Consider the following 15,850-nt stretch of genomic DNA (forward strand, 5'->3'; position numbering starts at 1 on the left):
TTACGTACGGAGGCAGTTTAAAGCCAGATTGTGAAATTTATACTTGACAGGAGGTTTTTCATATCAGGCTCCGGCCCTGGCTTATAGTTTCTGGCCAGTCCCTGGCTTTTCGCCCGCGCCTGCGGGCTCACCATCGCGGATACGCTCAGGACAACTCTCGGGGATCGGTTGGAACCCACCGCCCCTCGACCAGCCTCATCCCGTATTCTTCCTTCAGAAGGCGCGTCAGCCCCTGTGAGAGCTGTTCCACCGTCGGCTGGAGTTCCCGTGCCCGTTCCAGGTGCAGGCCGCTTGTAAGAAGCGTCTCCAGGAGCATTTTTGCTGCGAGAAAACGCCGGTACTTGTCGATTCCGAAGACCAGGGGGTTCTCCAGCATGGCGATCACCTCCCAGGTGACCTGTTCTGCCTGGCTGTAGCGACCGGCATCCTTATCCTGATCGGAAATCCTCATGGGCAGGTCTCGAATGATCCGGTCCAGATGGTTCGTCAGATATTCCAGATCCAGAAGGCCCGTGGCGCAATTAAAAAGGATCCGTTCTCCCTTCTCCTCTGCTGCAAGGACGTCATCCCGGGAGATGGCCGCGCCGATATCGGCGCAGTTGAGTCTGCCCTGCTGGTCGAAGACCAGGACACCCCCCTTTACGTCCACGGGGGTCCGGAAGGCAAAATCGAAGGCTCCGGGAGCCTGCCGCAGGGCCGTTATGGCCAGCGATACCGGGTCCAGGGTGCACCCCAGGTTGTCCACGTTGCCGATATAAACAAAACGTTTTCCCCGGGCAAAGAGCTTCCGGTAGACCGGTGCCAGAACGGAAAAGTTCTGTCCGTGGCCACCGGGGAGGCCCAGGGGTTCTCCCGGTGTGCCGAAGGCTTCGGCGAATACTCCCCGGGGCCGTCCCCGGGAACTGTGGGTAAAGGCCGCCAGAAGGGGCTGCAGGGCGTGCTCGGTCTCCAGGGCCTCCTCCCGGCCGGGGAGATCCCGCAGGAGCGGGCTTTCCCGGAAGGACCGGTAGGCTTCCCGCAGAGGCGCCTCGGTTGCATGACTGGTCATCTCGAAAAAGGGCAGGCCCGGAGTCAGTTCTCCGGGAGGCGTCACCTGAAAGCGTGCTGCCGTGGTTTTGTATCGCAACCCCGCCAGCAGGACCATCCGGAATTTGAGTTCCAGAAAACTTGCTCCCCGGGAGCCGTCGGGGTTTACCCAGGCGGGGGTTATCCCCTTGGGTTTCCCCGCGAGTTCCGGTGCCAGACGGGCGAACTCCTCCTGGTAGAGATCGAGCAACTGCGCATCGAGGGCCTCGTTCTTTTTTCTGTCGCCGTAGCTGGTTGCGCTCCCGCCGTTGAGGACTCCGTAGGAGAGATAGGGATAAAGGAGAACTCCGATATTTTCAAGATCTTCCTGGGACAGGATGCGGTTCTTCCCTTCCGGGCGGCCGAAGCGTTCCCGGGGAATCTCGGGGGCCAGCTCCTGGAGCCTCCTCTGGTACTGCTCCCCGGAAATGGTGAGGGTCACCTCACAGGTTCGGTCGATCACCTGCTCTCCATCGATCCGGGGTATTCCCTGGGGACGAATCGGTTCGATCGAGTCATAGTCGCCACGGTTCAGGTTCTCCAGAATCTGGAGGGATCGCTCGACATCCACGCCCGACTCGAGCAGACGCTGCCCCAGGGCGGGTGAGATGGGCGGTGTAGTTCGGGGTGTCTCGTCGTTCTTCATCGGTTTTGTTCCTTCCCTGTAGCGACAATCCCCTCCCGGGAGGGGCCGTCGGGTGTTATCGGCGCGTCGTCAGATAGGCTCCGTAGGCCGCGCCGTAGAGAGATACCTCGTAATCCCGGACGATAAAGACGGGGATGCTCCGAAGCAGGTCCTGGATGTTTTTCCGGTAACTGCCGTGGAAGGCTGCGATGAAACGGTCCTCGCCCAGAAACCACTCCTCGTTCTTCGTCACGATTCCTCCTGCCAGATAGAGTCCTCCCAGAGGAAGGAAGTGCAGGGCTGCGGCCTTCGCGGCATGGCCGTAGCTGGTGACAAAACGGCTCATGATTTCCCGGGCTGCCTCGTCCCCCCGGGAGGCCTCGCGGGACACCAGTTGAGCCAGATCGGTTTCCGGCGGAGGTGAGAAGAGGGCTGAATCCCGGGAGATGCGACCCGTCTCGCGGAAAAAGGCGAGCATGTTGGTGATTCCCCGGCCGGAGACGAAGCATTCGGCCCCCGGGGGAGCCGGTTCGTGGCGGGAGACATAATCGAGAAGATCCCGGTTGAAGTCGTCGCAGGGAGCGAACGGTGCGTGCCCCCCCTCCGAGGGAAGAGCCAGGTATTCTCCCTGGTGTTCCACCACGTATCCCACGCCGAGCCCCGTGCCGGCTCCCACCACGGCGCGTACGGTCTGGCCCGAGGATGGAGCAGGATCACCGGAGGGAGTAAAAACCCGCGTGATCTTTCCGGAATCGCCGGTGTCGAGGAGGGGGATGCCGTAACTGATCGATGTGAAATCATTTATCACCGCCACGGGAACCCCCAGAAGGGATTCGAGGGAGGAGGTCTCGATGTCCCAGGAGAGGTTTGTCAGGTGGCAACGCCCGTCCCGGACGGGTCCGGCGCCGCTCGTGCAGGCTGCCCGGGGCTTCAGGTCGGCCGGGAGTTGTGCGAGATGTCCCCGCACATCTTCCAGGGCTTCCTCGAGGCAGGAAAGCTGCTGTGACTTGTACTGATAGCGCTCAAGAATTGAGAAGCCCCTGCCCCTGCGCTCTACCAGGGCGCAGCTGGTGTTGGTTCCCCCCACATCGCAGGCGAGAAAGGTCTCCCGCCGGGAGGAGTCTGTCTGGTGTGATTCCTTCCGTTCCATCGAGTCTCGTTATAGTACAAGGAGATAGAATTGTCCATTCTGATTCTCCTCTATTCGGGTGCCTCGGGGTATTCTGCCATGTTCCGGGAGATGGTGTGGGATAAAAAATGCTTTTCCGGCTTTTACTTGAGAAATCAATCTTATTCGGGTACACTGGTTTCGCAGGCGGAGGTGTAATGGAATCAGGCGACAAGAAGTTCCGGCTCGTGACCCGAAGCGATTTCGATGGGCTCGTGTGTGCGGTATTGCTCCGCGATCGGGGCCTGATAGACGAAATAAAGTTCGTTCACCCGAAGGACATGCAGGATGGGCTCATTGCAATCTCCGGTGATGATATCACGACAAATCTCCCCTACGTAGAAGGGGTGTATCAAGCTTTCGATCATCATTATTCCGAGTCGGTGCGGGTAGGGGAAAAAGACCGCTACATCTGCGATCCCTCGGCGCCCAGCACCGCCCGGGTTGTGTATAACCACTTCGGGGGGGAGCAGGCCTTCCCGTCGATCAGTGAAAAGATGATGATCGCCGTGGACAAGGGCGACAGCGCTGATTTCACCATGGAAGAGGTGCTGAATCCCCAGGGGTGGAACCTCCTGAACTTTATCATGGACGCCAGGACGGGCCTCGGCCGGTTCAGGAACTTCCGCATTTCCAATTACCAGCTCATGATGGATCTGATCGATTACTGTCGGGATCACGATATCGATGATATTCTGGGTCTGCCCGATGTGGCCGAGCGGGTCGACCTCTATCAGGAGCACCGCGAGCTCTTCCAGAAGCAGCTCAGGTCAGTGGGCAGAATGGATGAGCAGGTTCTGGTGGTGGATATGCGTACCCAGGAGACAATCTATGCGGGGAACCGGTTTGTGAAGTACGCACTCTTCCCCGAAGCGACCGTTTCGGTACAGATCCTCTGGGGGTTCAAACGGCAGAACACGGTCCTCACCGTGGGAAAATCGATCTTCCATGAGGGCTGCACCACAAACATCGGTGAGCTCATGCTCTCCTATGGCGGGGGTGGCCACGTGGCGGCCGGAACCTGTCAGGTGGCCAACGACGACGCCGAGCGGGTGATCCAGGAGGTCGTTGCCGTTTTGCAGGAGTCCTGATTCCGCGACTATTTGCAGCTATTCCGGGGGCGCCCGATCCCCCGGAAAGGACATCACAGGAGTTTCTGACACCATGAAAGAGATAGCGAAGCATCTCGTTGCGCTGGAACAGGAGAGCCAGGAAGCGCGGCTCCAGGCTCTTCGAGACCTTGTCGCCTCCCGGGAGGCCCCCCTTGCCGGCCGACCGCAGACAGAGGAAGTCAACAACCACGTTCATACCCATTATTCCTTCAGCCCCTACTCGCCTTCGGCAGCGGCCTTCCTGGCCCGCTGGAGTGGCCTCCGCGCTGTGGGGAGTGTGGACCACGACTCGATTGGCGCTGCCCGTGAGCTTGTGGAGGCAGCGCGCATCGTGGGAATTGGTTCCACCGTGGGGGCGGAGTTGCGGGTCAGTTTTGAGAACACTCCCTTCTCGACGAGACGCTTGAACAACCCCGATTCCATCGGTATCGCCTATATCGTTCTTCATGGGGTCCCGCTTCCGATGGTTCCCCGGGTGGAAGCGTTCCTGGCTCCGCTTCAGAGGGTCCGAAACGAACGGAATCGGGCCCAGGTAGAGGGTCTCAACGGAATTCTTGCTTCCCGGGGACTTCCGGAGATCGATTTTGATCGTCAGGTGCTGCCACTCTCCTGGGCTGACCGGGGCGGGAGCGTCACGGAACGACATATTCTCTCCGCTCTGGCCCGCCTCATGGAGGACCATTTCGGGCGAGGGGAGAAACTGGTCCGGGTACTGAACAGGGATTTCGGGCTGACCCTCTCACCAACGCAGGAAGGGGTGCTCCTCGATCGGGAGAACCCCCACTACCACTACGATCTCCTGGGAGCGTTCAAGGGGAACTTTGTGGAGAGCTTCTTTATCCAGCCTGCCCCGGCGGAGTGCCTGCCCGTGGAAGAGGTCGTGGCCTTCGGGAACGAGATCGGTGCCGTCCCGGCCTACGCCTATCTGGGCGACGTGGGGGAATCACCCACAGGCGACAAGGCTGCCCAGGCCTTCGAGGATGCCTTCCTTGACGAACTCTTCCTGGAGTTGCCCCGGATCGGTTTTCGGGCGGTTACCTACATGCCGCCCCGGAATACCAGGCAACAGCTACAGCGGGTGAGAACGCTCTCGGAAGGTTATGGGCTGATGGAAATAAGCGGTGTTGATATCAATTCCAGCCGACAGGTCTTCACCTGCCCGGAAGTGATGCAGCCCGAGTTCCGCCACCTCGTGACTACTACCTGGGGGCTGATCGCCCACGAGAAGCTTTCTGCCCTGGATCCCCGATGGGGGCTCTTCCACCGGGAAAATCCCCTGGCTGAGCTACCCCTGCCGGACCGGATTACCCGCTACGGTGAGGTCGCCCGTGGCAGCGACCTCCACCGTCCCGAGGACCTCGGCGAACGCGCTATCGCAGCATTTCCTGCCCTCCCGTAACGGGGAGGGCCTGGCCCGTCTCGTACTGCTGTTCTACCACGTAGAGAATCGCCCGCACCACGTCCCGGCCGGTACAGCCCCGTTTCATGGGGACCCGCTCCTCGTAGGCACGGCGAACATCTTCCAGCGTTCTTGCTCCGGGGACCTTCCCCGTTCGCAGGTACTGCACAAAGAGCCCCTCCTCGGGATCGCTCCAGAGGGGGCCGTCCAGAAAATTCCCCGGACAAACAGCGTTGACCTTGATGTTGTCCGCGATCAGCTCCAGGGCGAAGCTCTGGACCAGGCCGATGCCACCGAATTTGCTCCCCGCGTAGGCCCCGTTCCGGTTGCTTCCCGAGAGGCCACTCTTGGAGTTAATCTCGATGATATCGGTGCTGAAGGGAGGTACAGGTTGATCATCCCGGGCTGCAACGGCCCGGGCCGCTGCGTTTTGATTCGTCAGGATCGGGACGGCGTGCTTTGTCATGAGAAAGAAGCCGGTGTAATTTACGTTTGTTACCAGCTGGAAATCCCTGAGTTCGAGATCCCGGACGCTTCCCGCCTTCAGAACTCCGGCGTTGCTGATCACCAGATCCAGGCCGCCGTAGTGGCGAAGCACCTCTCCGTAGAGGGCGTGCACCGATTCTTCCTTCGTTACATCCAGGCTCAAGGCGAGATGGCGCATCCCCTGACACAGGGCGTTGAGTTTTTCTGCCTCCTCCCGGGCACCCTGAAGATTCAGGTCCGCCAGGATGACCTGGGCTCCCGCTGCCGCCAGTTCCCGGGCAATCTCGAGGCCGAACCCCTGGGCTCCTCCCGTGATGAGCGTCACCTTGTTACGAATTATCGAAGAACGCTCCTGGGGGAGATCTTTTTTTCCCGAAGTCAGCGGGCAGGGTATCCCCAGAGAATCCTGGTTCTCGCCCAGGAGAAAACACCGGGAACCCCAGAGGACAACTCCCGGTGTCATTCCGCTGCGGCGAGTGTAGGCGATCCACTGCTCCACAAGGTCTTCCAGGGAGCTTGCTTCGGGGGATATCTCCAGTATCGGAGCGTTCTCTCCCGGTCTTTCCTGCTGATACCGTTCCGCTTCCCCCGTGGGAACAGCCCGGACCGTGAGCGCTCTGGAACCGTTCCAGGAGCAGCCCCGCAGGGCTGCCTGAAACGTCTCGGGTGTCATTTTTGTCATGAAATCAGACTCCCTCCCGGTAGCGCCGGAGAAGTTCCCCATTCGTCTGGACCGTCGACACCCGATGGCCCGGCAGGGGGAGTATCTTCTCGTGGATCGCGTCGATGATCCATTCCTTCTGGGGAAAGAAGGAATCCTCCAGCTCCGAAGCGGGGGTGATCCAGTTGCGGGACCCCACTACCACGGGAGGCGCGTCGAGGTAGTCAAAGGCGAGCTGAGCCACGGTTCCACCCAGGGAATAGAGAAAACTCCCCCGCTCCACGGCATCGGAGGCGAGGACGAGACGACCNGTCTTGCGGACCGATTCAACGATCGGTTCCAGATTCAGGGGGTTGATGAAGCGGGCGTCGATAACCTCTGCAGAGATTCCGTAGCGCTCCTCCAGTTCCCGGGCAGCCTCCAGGGCGCGGTAGAGGGTTGCTCCGATGGTCACGATGGTGAGGTCCGTACCTGCCTTCTTGATGTCCGGTTCCCCCGGGGTGATCTCGTAGTACTCCCGGGGTACGCCGTCGGTGTGGAAGAGCTCCCCGATNTCGTAGAGACGCTGGCTCTCGAAGAATATGACCGGGTCAGTTCCTGCCAGGGCCTGGTTGAGCATCCCCTTGGCGTCGTAGGGAGTCGCGGGGAAATAGACCTTCAGGCCGGGGATGTGGGAGGTTATGCTNCACCAGTCCTGGGAGTGTTGCGCACCGTATTTGCTCCCCACCGAGACCCGTACCACCAGGGGCATGNTAAGAACACCGGCGCTCATGGCTTGCCACTTCGCCATCTGGTTGAAAATTTCATCGCCGGCACGGCCCATAAAGTCATTGTACATCAGTTCGACCACGGCACGGCCTCCCGAGAGGGCGTAGCCCACGCCACTGCCGACAATGGCACCCTCGGCGATGGAGCTGTTGAAGAGGCGCTGGTAGGGAAGTGCTTCGGTGAGACCCCGGTAGACAGCGAAGGCGCCCCCCCAGTCCCGGTTCTCCTCGCCGTAGGCCACCATGGTGGGGTCCTTGTAAAAGCGGTGGATCATCGCCTCGAAGAGGGCGTCCCGGAGCTGATAGGTCTTCATTTTGGACACGGGCGTGCCGTCGGGGCCGATGGCGAAGCGTTCCTTCTTCTCGAGCTGTTTCACCCGGGGGTTTTCCTCCAGGGGAAGAAGCACCCGGGGCTCTCCCTGATCAAGAGCCTCAGCGCGGCCGTTACTGAACATGTAGCCGGCAATGGCCTCGGGGTTCATGCGGGGGCTCGCCTCCAGATCAACGGCCAGGCGAGTCGCCTTGATCAGTTTTTCCCGGACCTGCTGGTCCACATCCTGGAGGGTGGACTCGTCGGCCATACCGTTTTCCAGCAGATACGAGCGGAACTCCCCGATCGGATCGTGATCCTTCCAGAGGTCGATCTCCTCTTTGGAGCGGTAGCTGGAGGCGTCCGAGGGGGAGTGGCCGCTGATCCGGTAGGTGATGGTATCGAGGAGCACGGGACCGCGCCCCTGTGCCAGGACCTCCTTCTTCCGGAGGATCGCGTCGGCCACGGCCAGGGGATTCGAGCCATCAACGCGCTCGGCGTGCATATTGTCCTCGTTCACACCCGCTCCAAGACGGGCGAGAATCTTGAAGCCCATGGTCTCTCCCACGGTCTGCCCGCCCATTCCGTAGAAGTTGTTGAAGAAGTTGAAGATCACCGNGGGGGCGCCGCCAGCCTCCTCGGGCCAGAGCGTGCGGTACTGATCCATGGCGGCGATCATGATCGCTTCCCAGACAGGACCGCAGGCAGCGCTGGCGTCGCCAATGTTCGCGATGACGATCCCCGGTTTTCCGTTGATACGCTTGTACAGGGCCGATCCCAGGGCGATATCGGCGCTTCCTCCGACGATCGCGTTGTTGGGCATGCTCCCGAAGGGAGCAAAGAAAGCGTGCATGGATCCGCCCAGACCCCGGTTGAGTCCCGTGTNGCGTGCAAAGATCTCCGCCAGGGTTCCGTAGAGGATAAAATCTTCAGCCAGGTCCCTCGCCGANCCGGCCGTGCCCTGCTTTTCCAGGACCCGGAGGATNTCCCCCCCCAGATAGGTCTCCATCACGCTCTGGAGGGTCGTCTCATCGCTCTGGTCAATCGCCGAGAAGCATTTGGCCAGGATCTCGCCGTGGCTCCGGTGGCTGCCGAAGATGAAATCCTGTGCATCGAGGTGTATGGCCTGACCCACAGCGGCGCTTTCCTGCCCGATAGAGAGGTGGGCCGGGCCTGCGTGGTTGTAGGCGATTCCCTCCCACTCGCCGGTCATCTTGATGGTATTGAGCATCGTCTCGAACTCGCGGATTACCATCATGTCGTGGTATACCCGCTGGAGTCGCTGGATCCCGTAGCGTTTTTTCTCCGCTTCGGGATCGCTCTGGTAGTGATTCACGGGGATGGGGGCAATCGTGAGGGTGTCTTTTTTACGTACATCCCGGGGGTGGACAAGTTGTTCCTTAGGCATGGTTGGTATCCTTTCTGTGTGTCTTCGTTCCAGGGGTTTTCGGTGTTTCAACGGTATTCTGTGCTTCACCAGCCCTTTCTGATCCCGTGGCATGAGGTGTCATATCCCGGGGGGATCCCGAAGGGACCGCCCAGAGGGCATCGCGCAGGGCCTCGCTCACCGTGGGGTGGGGGAAGACGATCTTCCGCAGGTTCTCCACAGTCCAGCCCGTCTCTATCATGGCGGCGGCGCTGTGGATAATCTCGCTGGTGCCGCTTCCCAGCATCTGAACCCCCAGCAGGCGCCTGTCACGGGCGTTCACCACGACGGTGACGGTACCCCGTTCCCGGGGGTGTTCTGCCACGTAGCGTCCGCTCACCATCAGGGGGAGGGTGACCGTCTCGGTCTGGTAGCCCCGGGAGTTAGCTTCCCGGGCGGTGAGTCCGCAGCCAGCCACCTCGGGGCTCGTGAAGACCACCCAGGGGATGGTGTCGAAGCGCATTTTATTGGGCCAGTTCTGGCGCCCTGCGGCGGTTCTCGACCCGTCCGGGAGCGAATCACCGCGGAACATGTGAGAGACAGCCACCTCGCCCATGCGATAGGCGGCATGGGCGAGGAGCATCCTGCCCGTGATGTCTCCTGCCGCGTAGACGCCGGGCAGGTTCGTCTGCAGGTACTCGTCAACCACCACGCATCCCTCGTGGAGGGCCACGCCGGCCTCTCCGAGCCCTTCTTCAACGGCGCGGGATACGCGGCCCGTGGCAAGGAGGATCAGATCGGTCTGGATCGTTTCCGCTCCGGTTGCAGTGGCGGCTCCAGTGGCGGCTGCGGTGGCGGAGGAATCACTTTGAACCGGGCTGATATGGAGGGTTCCTTCCTGGATCCGGTCAACCCGGTATCCCCTGCGGAAGGTTATCCCCGGCAGATGGGACCGCAGGTTTCGGGCCATCTCGGGATCCAGGGTGGGGATGATCTCGGGCATCATCTCTATCACCGTAACGTCGGTGCCGATTGAGGCAAAGAAAGCAGCAAACTCCATCCCGATGTAGCCGCCCCCGATCACGGCGAGCCGTTTTGGTCGCTCCCGGATCTCCAGAATTTCCGTACTGGTCACGACCCGGGGATTCTCCCGGGATCCGGGAATGGGAGGTCGGGCGCTGGAGCTTCCCTGGGCAAGAAGGATGAACCGCCCCTGGATCTCCTCGCCATCGATGGATACAAGGCCGGGGCGGAGAAATCTGCCCTCGCCTGTGCGGAGTTCGACACCCAGGCGTTTCAGTTGCCCCAGGATTCCCTTCTGAAGCGTGGAGATCACCGAAGCTTTGTGCTTCATGGCGGTCTCCAGGTCGAAGGTGACCTCCCGGGCCATGACCCCCAGGGAGGCCGAATTTCTGGACTGGTGATATATCTTTGCCCCGTAGAGAAGCGATTTTGTTGGAATACAGCCCTCGTTCAGACAGGTTCCCCCGATGGCTTTTTTCTCTGCCAGGAGAACCTTCTTTCCCAGGGCGGCAGCGCGTTCGGCTGCAATGTATCCGGCGGGTCCCCCTCCCAGAACAATCAGGTCGTAGTGTTTCATTGCTCCCTCTCTTATCGCGCCAGCAGAAGGTCTATCCGCGANACGCGCTGGGCCAGTTCCNGGAGAAAGCGCGCCGCCGGCGCCCCGTCCACCGCCTGGTGGTCCACCGTGAGGGAGAGCCCGATATGCGGATGGTGCTGCACCTGGCCGTNCTCGTCCAGAACGGCCTTTACGGTAATGGTGTTCACACCCAGAATCGCCACCTGGGGAGGATTCAGGACGGGTGTGAAGGCCTCGATCCCCAGGGAACCCAGATTCGTGATGGTACACGTCCCTGGTGCCAGATCTTNGCCGGAGGCTGTGCCCGAGAGGCACCGCTGCGCCAGGTTCTTGCCCTGTTCGGCCAGATCNCGGAGCGAGAGGGTGTCCGCCGATGCTATGGTCGGCACCATGAGACCCCGTTCGGTGTCAACGGCGAAGGAGAGATCNACCCGNCTGAACCGGCGGATCTCGTCGTCCTGCAGGTGGGCGTTCAGGGCCGGGTAGTCGGGAAGGGTTCGGGCCACGGCGAAGAGGATCATGTCGTTGATCGTGATCTGATCGAGGCCGAGGGGGCCACCGTCCTTCTTGAAACGGGTGCGCAGCGCCAGGAGCGCCCTGGCATCGGCGCTGGTCTGGAGTGTGAACTGGGCCGTTGTAGCCAGGGATTCCCGCATGCGCCGGGCGATAACCTTCCTGACACCCTGAAGGGGCAGGGTGCTNTCCACGGGCGGTGGCGTTTCCGCCTCGGGACGGGGAAGCTGNTCGGAACGGGGCTCGCGCTGCTCCCTTTCCTCCCGGCGGGCGAGGGATTCGATCACATCGCGCTCGATGATTCGCCCTCCAGGACCCGAGCCGGGGAGTGCTCCCACCTCGATTCCCTCGGCCTGGGCGCGAGTTCGTGCCCGGGGACTCGCCGCGATTCCNGAAAATTCTGCTGCGCTGATTTCGCCGGCAGGGGAGGATGGCCCCTCCGGAGTTTTTGCCGGGATATCACCCCGGTGAGCAGTTGCTCCAGGCAAGGGTGTCTCGGGTGATCGTCGGGAGCTTTCTTGTTCTTCCGGGCTCTCTGCTCCCCCCGGGGGGGCGATATCGGGGATCTCGCCCGGTTCCCCCACGAGGGCGATCGCTGTTTTTACCGGGACCTCGTCTCCCTCCTGAAAGAGGTGTTTCAGGAGGGTCCCTCCAGCGGTGGATTCAACCTCCATGGTGGTCTTATCGGTCTCCACCTCGCAAAGCACGTCTCCCGGTTCTACCGTTTCTCCCACCTGTTTTGTCCACTGCAAGAGAATCACGCTCTCCACGGAGTTTCCCTGCTGTGGAAGAAGCACTGTGTCTGCCATTATTCCTCCGATTCTGTTCCTGCCCGCAGAACCTGCGGTCCCAGTTCTTCGATCGCCCGGGCATCCTCGGGAGAGAGATCGCTGTCCACGATAATAGTGGTGACCTCTTCCAGGGGAAGCACCTTGACAAAGCCGCTTTTATTGAACTTGCTGCTATCGGCCAGGACGACCACCTGATCGGCCTGGGCCGCCATGGCCTTCACCACCTCGGCACCCTCAACCAGGTGGGTCGAGAGGCCGTGGGCGGCGGAGAATCCGTCGGTTCCCACAAAGGCGATCCGCACGCGGAAACGCTTGATGTGTTCCAGTGCCACGGGGCCCACGATGCTCTCCGTGGCGGGGCGGTATTCGCCGCCCACAACCTGGACGCGGAGTCCCGGGTTNCCCCGGCAGTGGCCCANGGCGAAGGCGTTGTTGGTGACAACGCTGATGTCCCGTTTTCCCAGCAGGAACCGGGCGATCATGGCCGTGGTTGTGCCTGCCTCGATCATGATGGTGTCGCCGTCCTGGACCATCCNGGCTGCCATTCGGGCTATGGCGTGTTTCTCTGTTTGTCGGGACTGTTCTCGTTCGATGATCTCCGGATGAAGTGTGGGTACCGCGCCTCCCCGAACCCGGTAAAGGTAGCCTTTTTCGCTGAGGCTCTTCAGATAGGCTCTCATCGTTACGGCTGACACAGCCAGATGCTCTGCGAGATCGGTGACCCCCAGGTTGGGGTCTCCCACCAGAAGAGCGAGTATTTGCTGTTCCTTTTCGTTAAGCTGTGGAATCATAACCTGTTGATCCGCCTTTCATTAACAAATAATAAGTCATAAGAAAGAAATGCGCAAGATTCTTTTTTCTTCTTCAGCACGGCGGGTGCTCAGAGGTTTCCAGAGGGAGTAGTGGGGAGTGTTGGGGTAAGGTGAGGGACTGTTGGAGGAGAAGCAAGGAGGATAGAAGGAAGATAGGGATAGAGGATAGAGGATAGAGGATAGAGGATAGAGGATAGAGGATACGGGAGGCGAAAGAGTGGCTGGGCAAAAAAAAAGGGCTGCCCGGGAACGGCAGCCCAAAAACCGGAAACCCGGGCCTCCCGGGAGGGGGGCCCTAATCGGTGATAACACCCTTTTTCAGAATAATGTTCGCATAAAGCGCGGTCTCGCCCGTAGCAACCACGGCAAAGGCCCGGCTGGCCCGCTCGTAGAAGGCAAAGCGCTCTACCATCTCGAACCCCGCCCCGGCGTGGGGAGGATGAGCCTCGCAGAGGATGTTCCCGTAGATCTCCCATATCGCAGGAGGGTCCCCCGAGCCGGGCAGAACCTCCATGAGGGCCGCCGGCTGGGGCACAAAGGTATCCAGCGGAAAGAGCTGGAGAATCGCCTCCAGCAGGGGCGGCACCCCGTGACCATCGGCCCTGACAACCCGGCGACCCAACGTGGCGGCGGGAAAGTTCCCGTCGCCCAGGACCAGTTCATCACCGTGGCCCATGGAGGCCAGCACGTGGAGCAACTCGGGACTGATAATGCTCTTTATTCCTCGAAGCATCGTAGCCGGCCCTCTCAGGATCCCTTGTAGAGGGGGCCAAAGTTCTGGCACGCCCGGAAATCACCCGACTCCAGATCCATTCCGAAGAGCGTCCACGCGCTGGGCCGGAAAATCTGGTCCTCGGGGATATTGTGCATATACACAGGAATTCGCAGCATCCCCGCCAGAGTAATCAGATCTGCCCCGTAGTGGCCGTAGCCGATCGCACCGTGATTAGCACCCCAGCTGGCCATCACCGTGTAGACATCGCGGAACCGGCTGTTATCGGCCAGGCGCGGCACAAACCAGGTAGTGGGCCAGGTGGGATTTGTCCGGTCGTCCAGAGTCGCGTGAACATCCTCGGGAATCTCCACAGCCCAGCCCTCGGCGATCTGGAGAGCCGGCCCCAGGCCCGCCACAATATTGATTCGGGCCATCGTGACAGGCATCTCTCCCCGGGTGGTATAGTCCGTGCTCCAGCCCCCACCCCGGAAGTAGCCCAGCTCTGCCGCACGCCACTTCGTTGCACTGAGGCAGCGTTGGGCCTCTTCGGGGGTAACCTGCCACCAGGGCTTCATGGCCGGTTTTCCATCGATTTCCTGCTCTCCCGTTCCATCCAGCGCTGCGGGACCGGAGTTGATCAGGTGGATGATTCCCCCGGCAGCCCGGCCCGTGAGCTCCGTGCCCGTGACGCGGTGAACCGCCTCGGGACTCCAGTAGGTGCGGACATCGGCAAAAATCTGGGCACTCCCCGTGAGAAGATGGCCGAAGGTCATGGTCATGGCATTCAGGTTATCGTTCTCTGTAGCCACCATGTAGGGCTGGCGAATCCCGTTCCAGTCAAAACTGGAGGTAAGGATAGCCTCCATCATATCGCCGTTGGGCATAAAATCGGTCCACTGGCGTTGCCCCTGGAACCCTGCCGCCAGGGCATTATGGCCCAAAGCCTCTTCGCCGTGCCCCCTTTCTGCAAGACGGGGGTTCCCCGTCATCAGATCCCTGGCGATCAGAGCCATCTTGACGCTGATCTCCCAGTCCTGATCCTTCTGTTGCCGTGTTCGCTGGTGCTCGGGCTGGTTGGGATCATCCCCCTCCTGGCAGTGCTCTTTGACCCAGGCCAGAGCGCGAACGTACTCGTCGGTATCGTAAATCTCCTGATCCATGCGGCGGATAAACTCGGTCATATCGATATATTCGTTCCGCATACCCAGATAATCTTTGAAAAAACTCTCGGTCACGTAACATCCGGCGATCCCCATACTGGACCCCCCCATGGAGAGGTAGCTCTTCCCGCGCATATAGGCCACAGCGAGACCGGCCTGGGCAAAGCGCAGGAGCTTCTCCCGCACATCGGCAGGGATACTCTGATCATCGCTGTCCTGAACATCCTGGCCATAGATCCCGAAAGCGGGAATCCCCTTCTGGGCGTGCCCCGCCAGAGCCGCCGCGAGGTAGACCGCCCCGGGCCGCTCGGTTCCATTGAACCCCCAAATCGCCTTGGGAATGAGAGGCGTGGTATCGATCGTCTCCGAACCGTAGCACCAGCAAGGCGTCACCGTGAGAGAGACCGCCACTCCCTCCCGCTCGAACTGAGCCGCGCACCGGGCAGCCTCGGAAACCCGGCCGATGGTAGTATCGGAGATAACAACCTCCACGGGGAGCCCGTTGGGATACCGGAGCGTCTCCTCAAAAAGTCTCTTTGCAGCGCGAGCCATATTCATGGTCTGCTCCTCCAGACTTTCCCGGACACCCCGCAGACGACCATCGATGGTAGGGCGGATCCCTATCCGCGGAAGATTCCCCTGGAGCCGTTCGGCGGGGGGATTCACGGTCATTCGCGTTTCAGACATACTTTCCTCTCCTGCTGGATCGTGTTCCGTAATGCAATCGTTTGCACATTCAGTATACACCGACTCCTGCTTCTTCGCAAAGGGAAATTCCAGCGGTCTCTCGTCCCCTTTCCATCGAGCGAAGGGGGTTGGAGCAGCCCCTGCCAGTACCTGCCAGCCCTGCCAGCCCTGCCAGCCCTGCCAGCCCTGCGCCGGAACGAAGGCATCCGTAAACTGCCCTCGGGGGAGAGCACCTGCACCTTTCGCTGGTCGGGAGTTCTCTTCTGGTCCAGGGTGGTCTCTGGGGGGCAGGGCGTGCCCCTCGCCTTCGCTCGGGTCGTGCTTTGCGGGGCTCCGCTGATCGCTCCGGCCCTGCCGGGCCCGGCAGGGCAGCCTGCGGCTCCCCTCCAATCACTCACGCATCCACTGCGTCAGGTCCTTCTCTCGGGCCCGCATCCGCAGCCTGCTCCGCGCCGGCGAACCAGGCTGCGGGGGCGGGGAGGGTATGTAGCATCACCTCGGGTGGGCTAATCCCACCATTCATCCTCTTCGTAATCGTAGTCATCGAGAAAATGGTGCTCCCCGGGGTTGGCCACATAGACCAGGGGAACAGGATAGTAGCGATCCTCCTCGG

The 15,850-nt window shown here is 61.0% G+C and carries 11 protein-coding genes; 2 read left to right on the forward strand and 9 right to left on the reverse strand.

Annotated features, from left to right (window positions below; genetic code table 11):
• Positions 1 to 145 precede the first annotated feature (145 nt).
• Both B071_RS0103100 and B071_RS15630 read right to left on the reverse strand, forming a co-directional pair.
• Positions 146 to 1,711 carry a UTP--glucose-1-phosphate uridylyltransferase gene (locus B071_RS0103100; protein WP_018525642.1) on the reverse strand — a complete coding sequence of 522 codons (1,566 nt, stop codon included), beginning with the start codon at positions 1,709 to 1,711 and terminating at the stop codon, positions 146 to 148.
• Positions 1,712 to 1,766: 55 nt separating this feature from the next.
• On the reverse strand, positions 1,767 to 2,840 hold the full coding sequence (locus B071_RS15630; RefSeq protein ID WP_018525643.1) for a glucokinase: 1,074 nt from the start codon (positions 2,838 to 2,840) through the stop codon (positions 1,767 to 1,769).
• 176 nt (positions 2,841 to 3,016) lie between these two features.
• Between B071_RS15630 and B071_RS0103115 the strand changes: the two genes are divergently transcribed.
• Positions 3,017 to 3,949, forward strand: a complete 933-nt coding sequence (locus tag B071_RS0103115; protein WP_018525645.1) for a hypothetical protein — start codon at positions 3,017 to 3,019, stop codon at positions 3,947 to 3,949.
• Positions 3,950 to 4,022: 73 nt separating this feature from the next.
• A complete protein-coding gene (locus B071_RS15635) occupies positions 4,023 to 5,369 on the forward strand; it encodes a PHP domain-containing protein (RefSeq protein WP_018525646.1) in 1,347 nt (448 codons plus the stop codon).
• Here B071_RS15635 and B071_RS15640 read toward each other — a convergent pair.
• The 7 genes from B071_RS15640 to B071_RS0103155 form a co-directional block, all read right to left on the reverse strand.
• Positions 5,341 to 6,537, reverse strand: a complete 1,197-nt coding sequence (locus tag B071_RS15640) for an SDR family NAD(P)-dependent oxidoreductase (RefSeq protein ID WP_018525647.1) — start codon at positions 6,535 to 6,537, stop codon at positions 5,341 to 5,343. The two genes, B071_RS15635 and B071_RS15640, sit on opposite strands and share 29 nt — an antisense overlap.
• A 4-nt stretch (positions 6,538 to 6,541) precedes the next feature.
• A complete protein-coding gene (locus B071_RS0103130) occupies positions 6,542 to 9,094 on the reverse strand; it encodes an alpha-ketoacid dehydrogenase subunit alpha/beta (protein ID WP_498365793.1) in 2,553 nt (850 codons plus the stop codon).
• Positions 8,994 to 10,559, reverse strand: a complete 1,566-nt coding sequence (lpdA, locus tag B071_RS15645; protein WP_018525649.1) for a dihydrolipoyl dehydrogenase — start codon at positions 10,557 to 10,559, stop codon at positions 8,994 to 8,996. Before lpdA ends, B071_RS0103130 begins: the two co-directional genes overlap by 101 nt.
• Positions 10,560 to 10,570: 11 nt before the next feature.
• The gene (locus B071_RS0103140; protein WP_018525650.1) at positions 10,571 to 11,881 is read right to left on the reverse strand and encodes a dihydrolipoamide acetyltransferase family protein; all 1,311 of its coding nucleotides are present in this window, start codon (positions 11,879 to 11,881) and stop codon (positions 10,571 to 10,573) included.
• Entirely contained in the window at positions 11,881 to 12,654 is a 774-nt protein-coding gene (locus B071_RS0103145) for a DeoR/GlpR family DNA-binding transcription regulator (protein WP_018525651.1), read from the reverse strand. Before B071_RS0103145 ends, B071_RS0103140 begins: the two co-directional genes overlap by 1 nt.
• A 316-nt stretch (positions 12,655 to 12,970) precedes the next feature.
• Entirely contained in the window at positions 12,971 to 13,408 is a 438-nt protein-coding gene (locus B071_RS0103150) for an RbsD/FucU family protein (RefSeq protein WP_018525652.1), read from the reverse strand.
• 14 nt (positions 13,409 to 13,422) lie between these two features.
• Positions 13,423 to 15,237 carry an L-fucose isomerase gene (locus tag B071_RS0103155; RefSeq protein ID WP_215730271.1) on the reverse strand — a complete coding sequence of 605 codons (1,815 nt, stop codon included), beginning with the start codon at positions 15,235 to 15,237 and terminating at the stop codon, positions 13,423 to 13,425.
• Positions 15,238 to 15,850: the final 613 nt, after the last annotated feature.

Source organism: Alkalispirochaeta alkalica DSM 8900, assembly GCF_000373545.1.
GTDB classification, from domain to species: Bacteria; Spirochaetota; Spirochaetia; order DSM-27196; family Alkalispirochaetaceae; genus Alkalispirochaeta; species Alkalispirochaeta alkalica.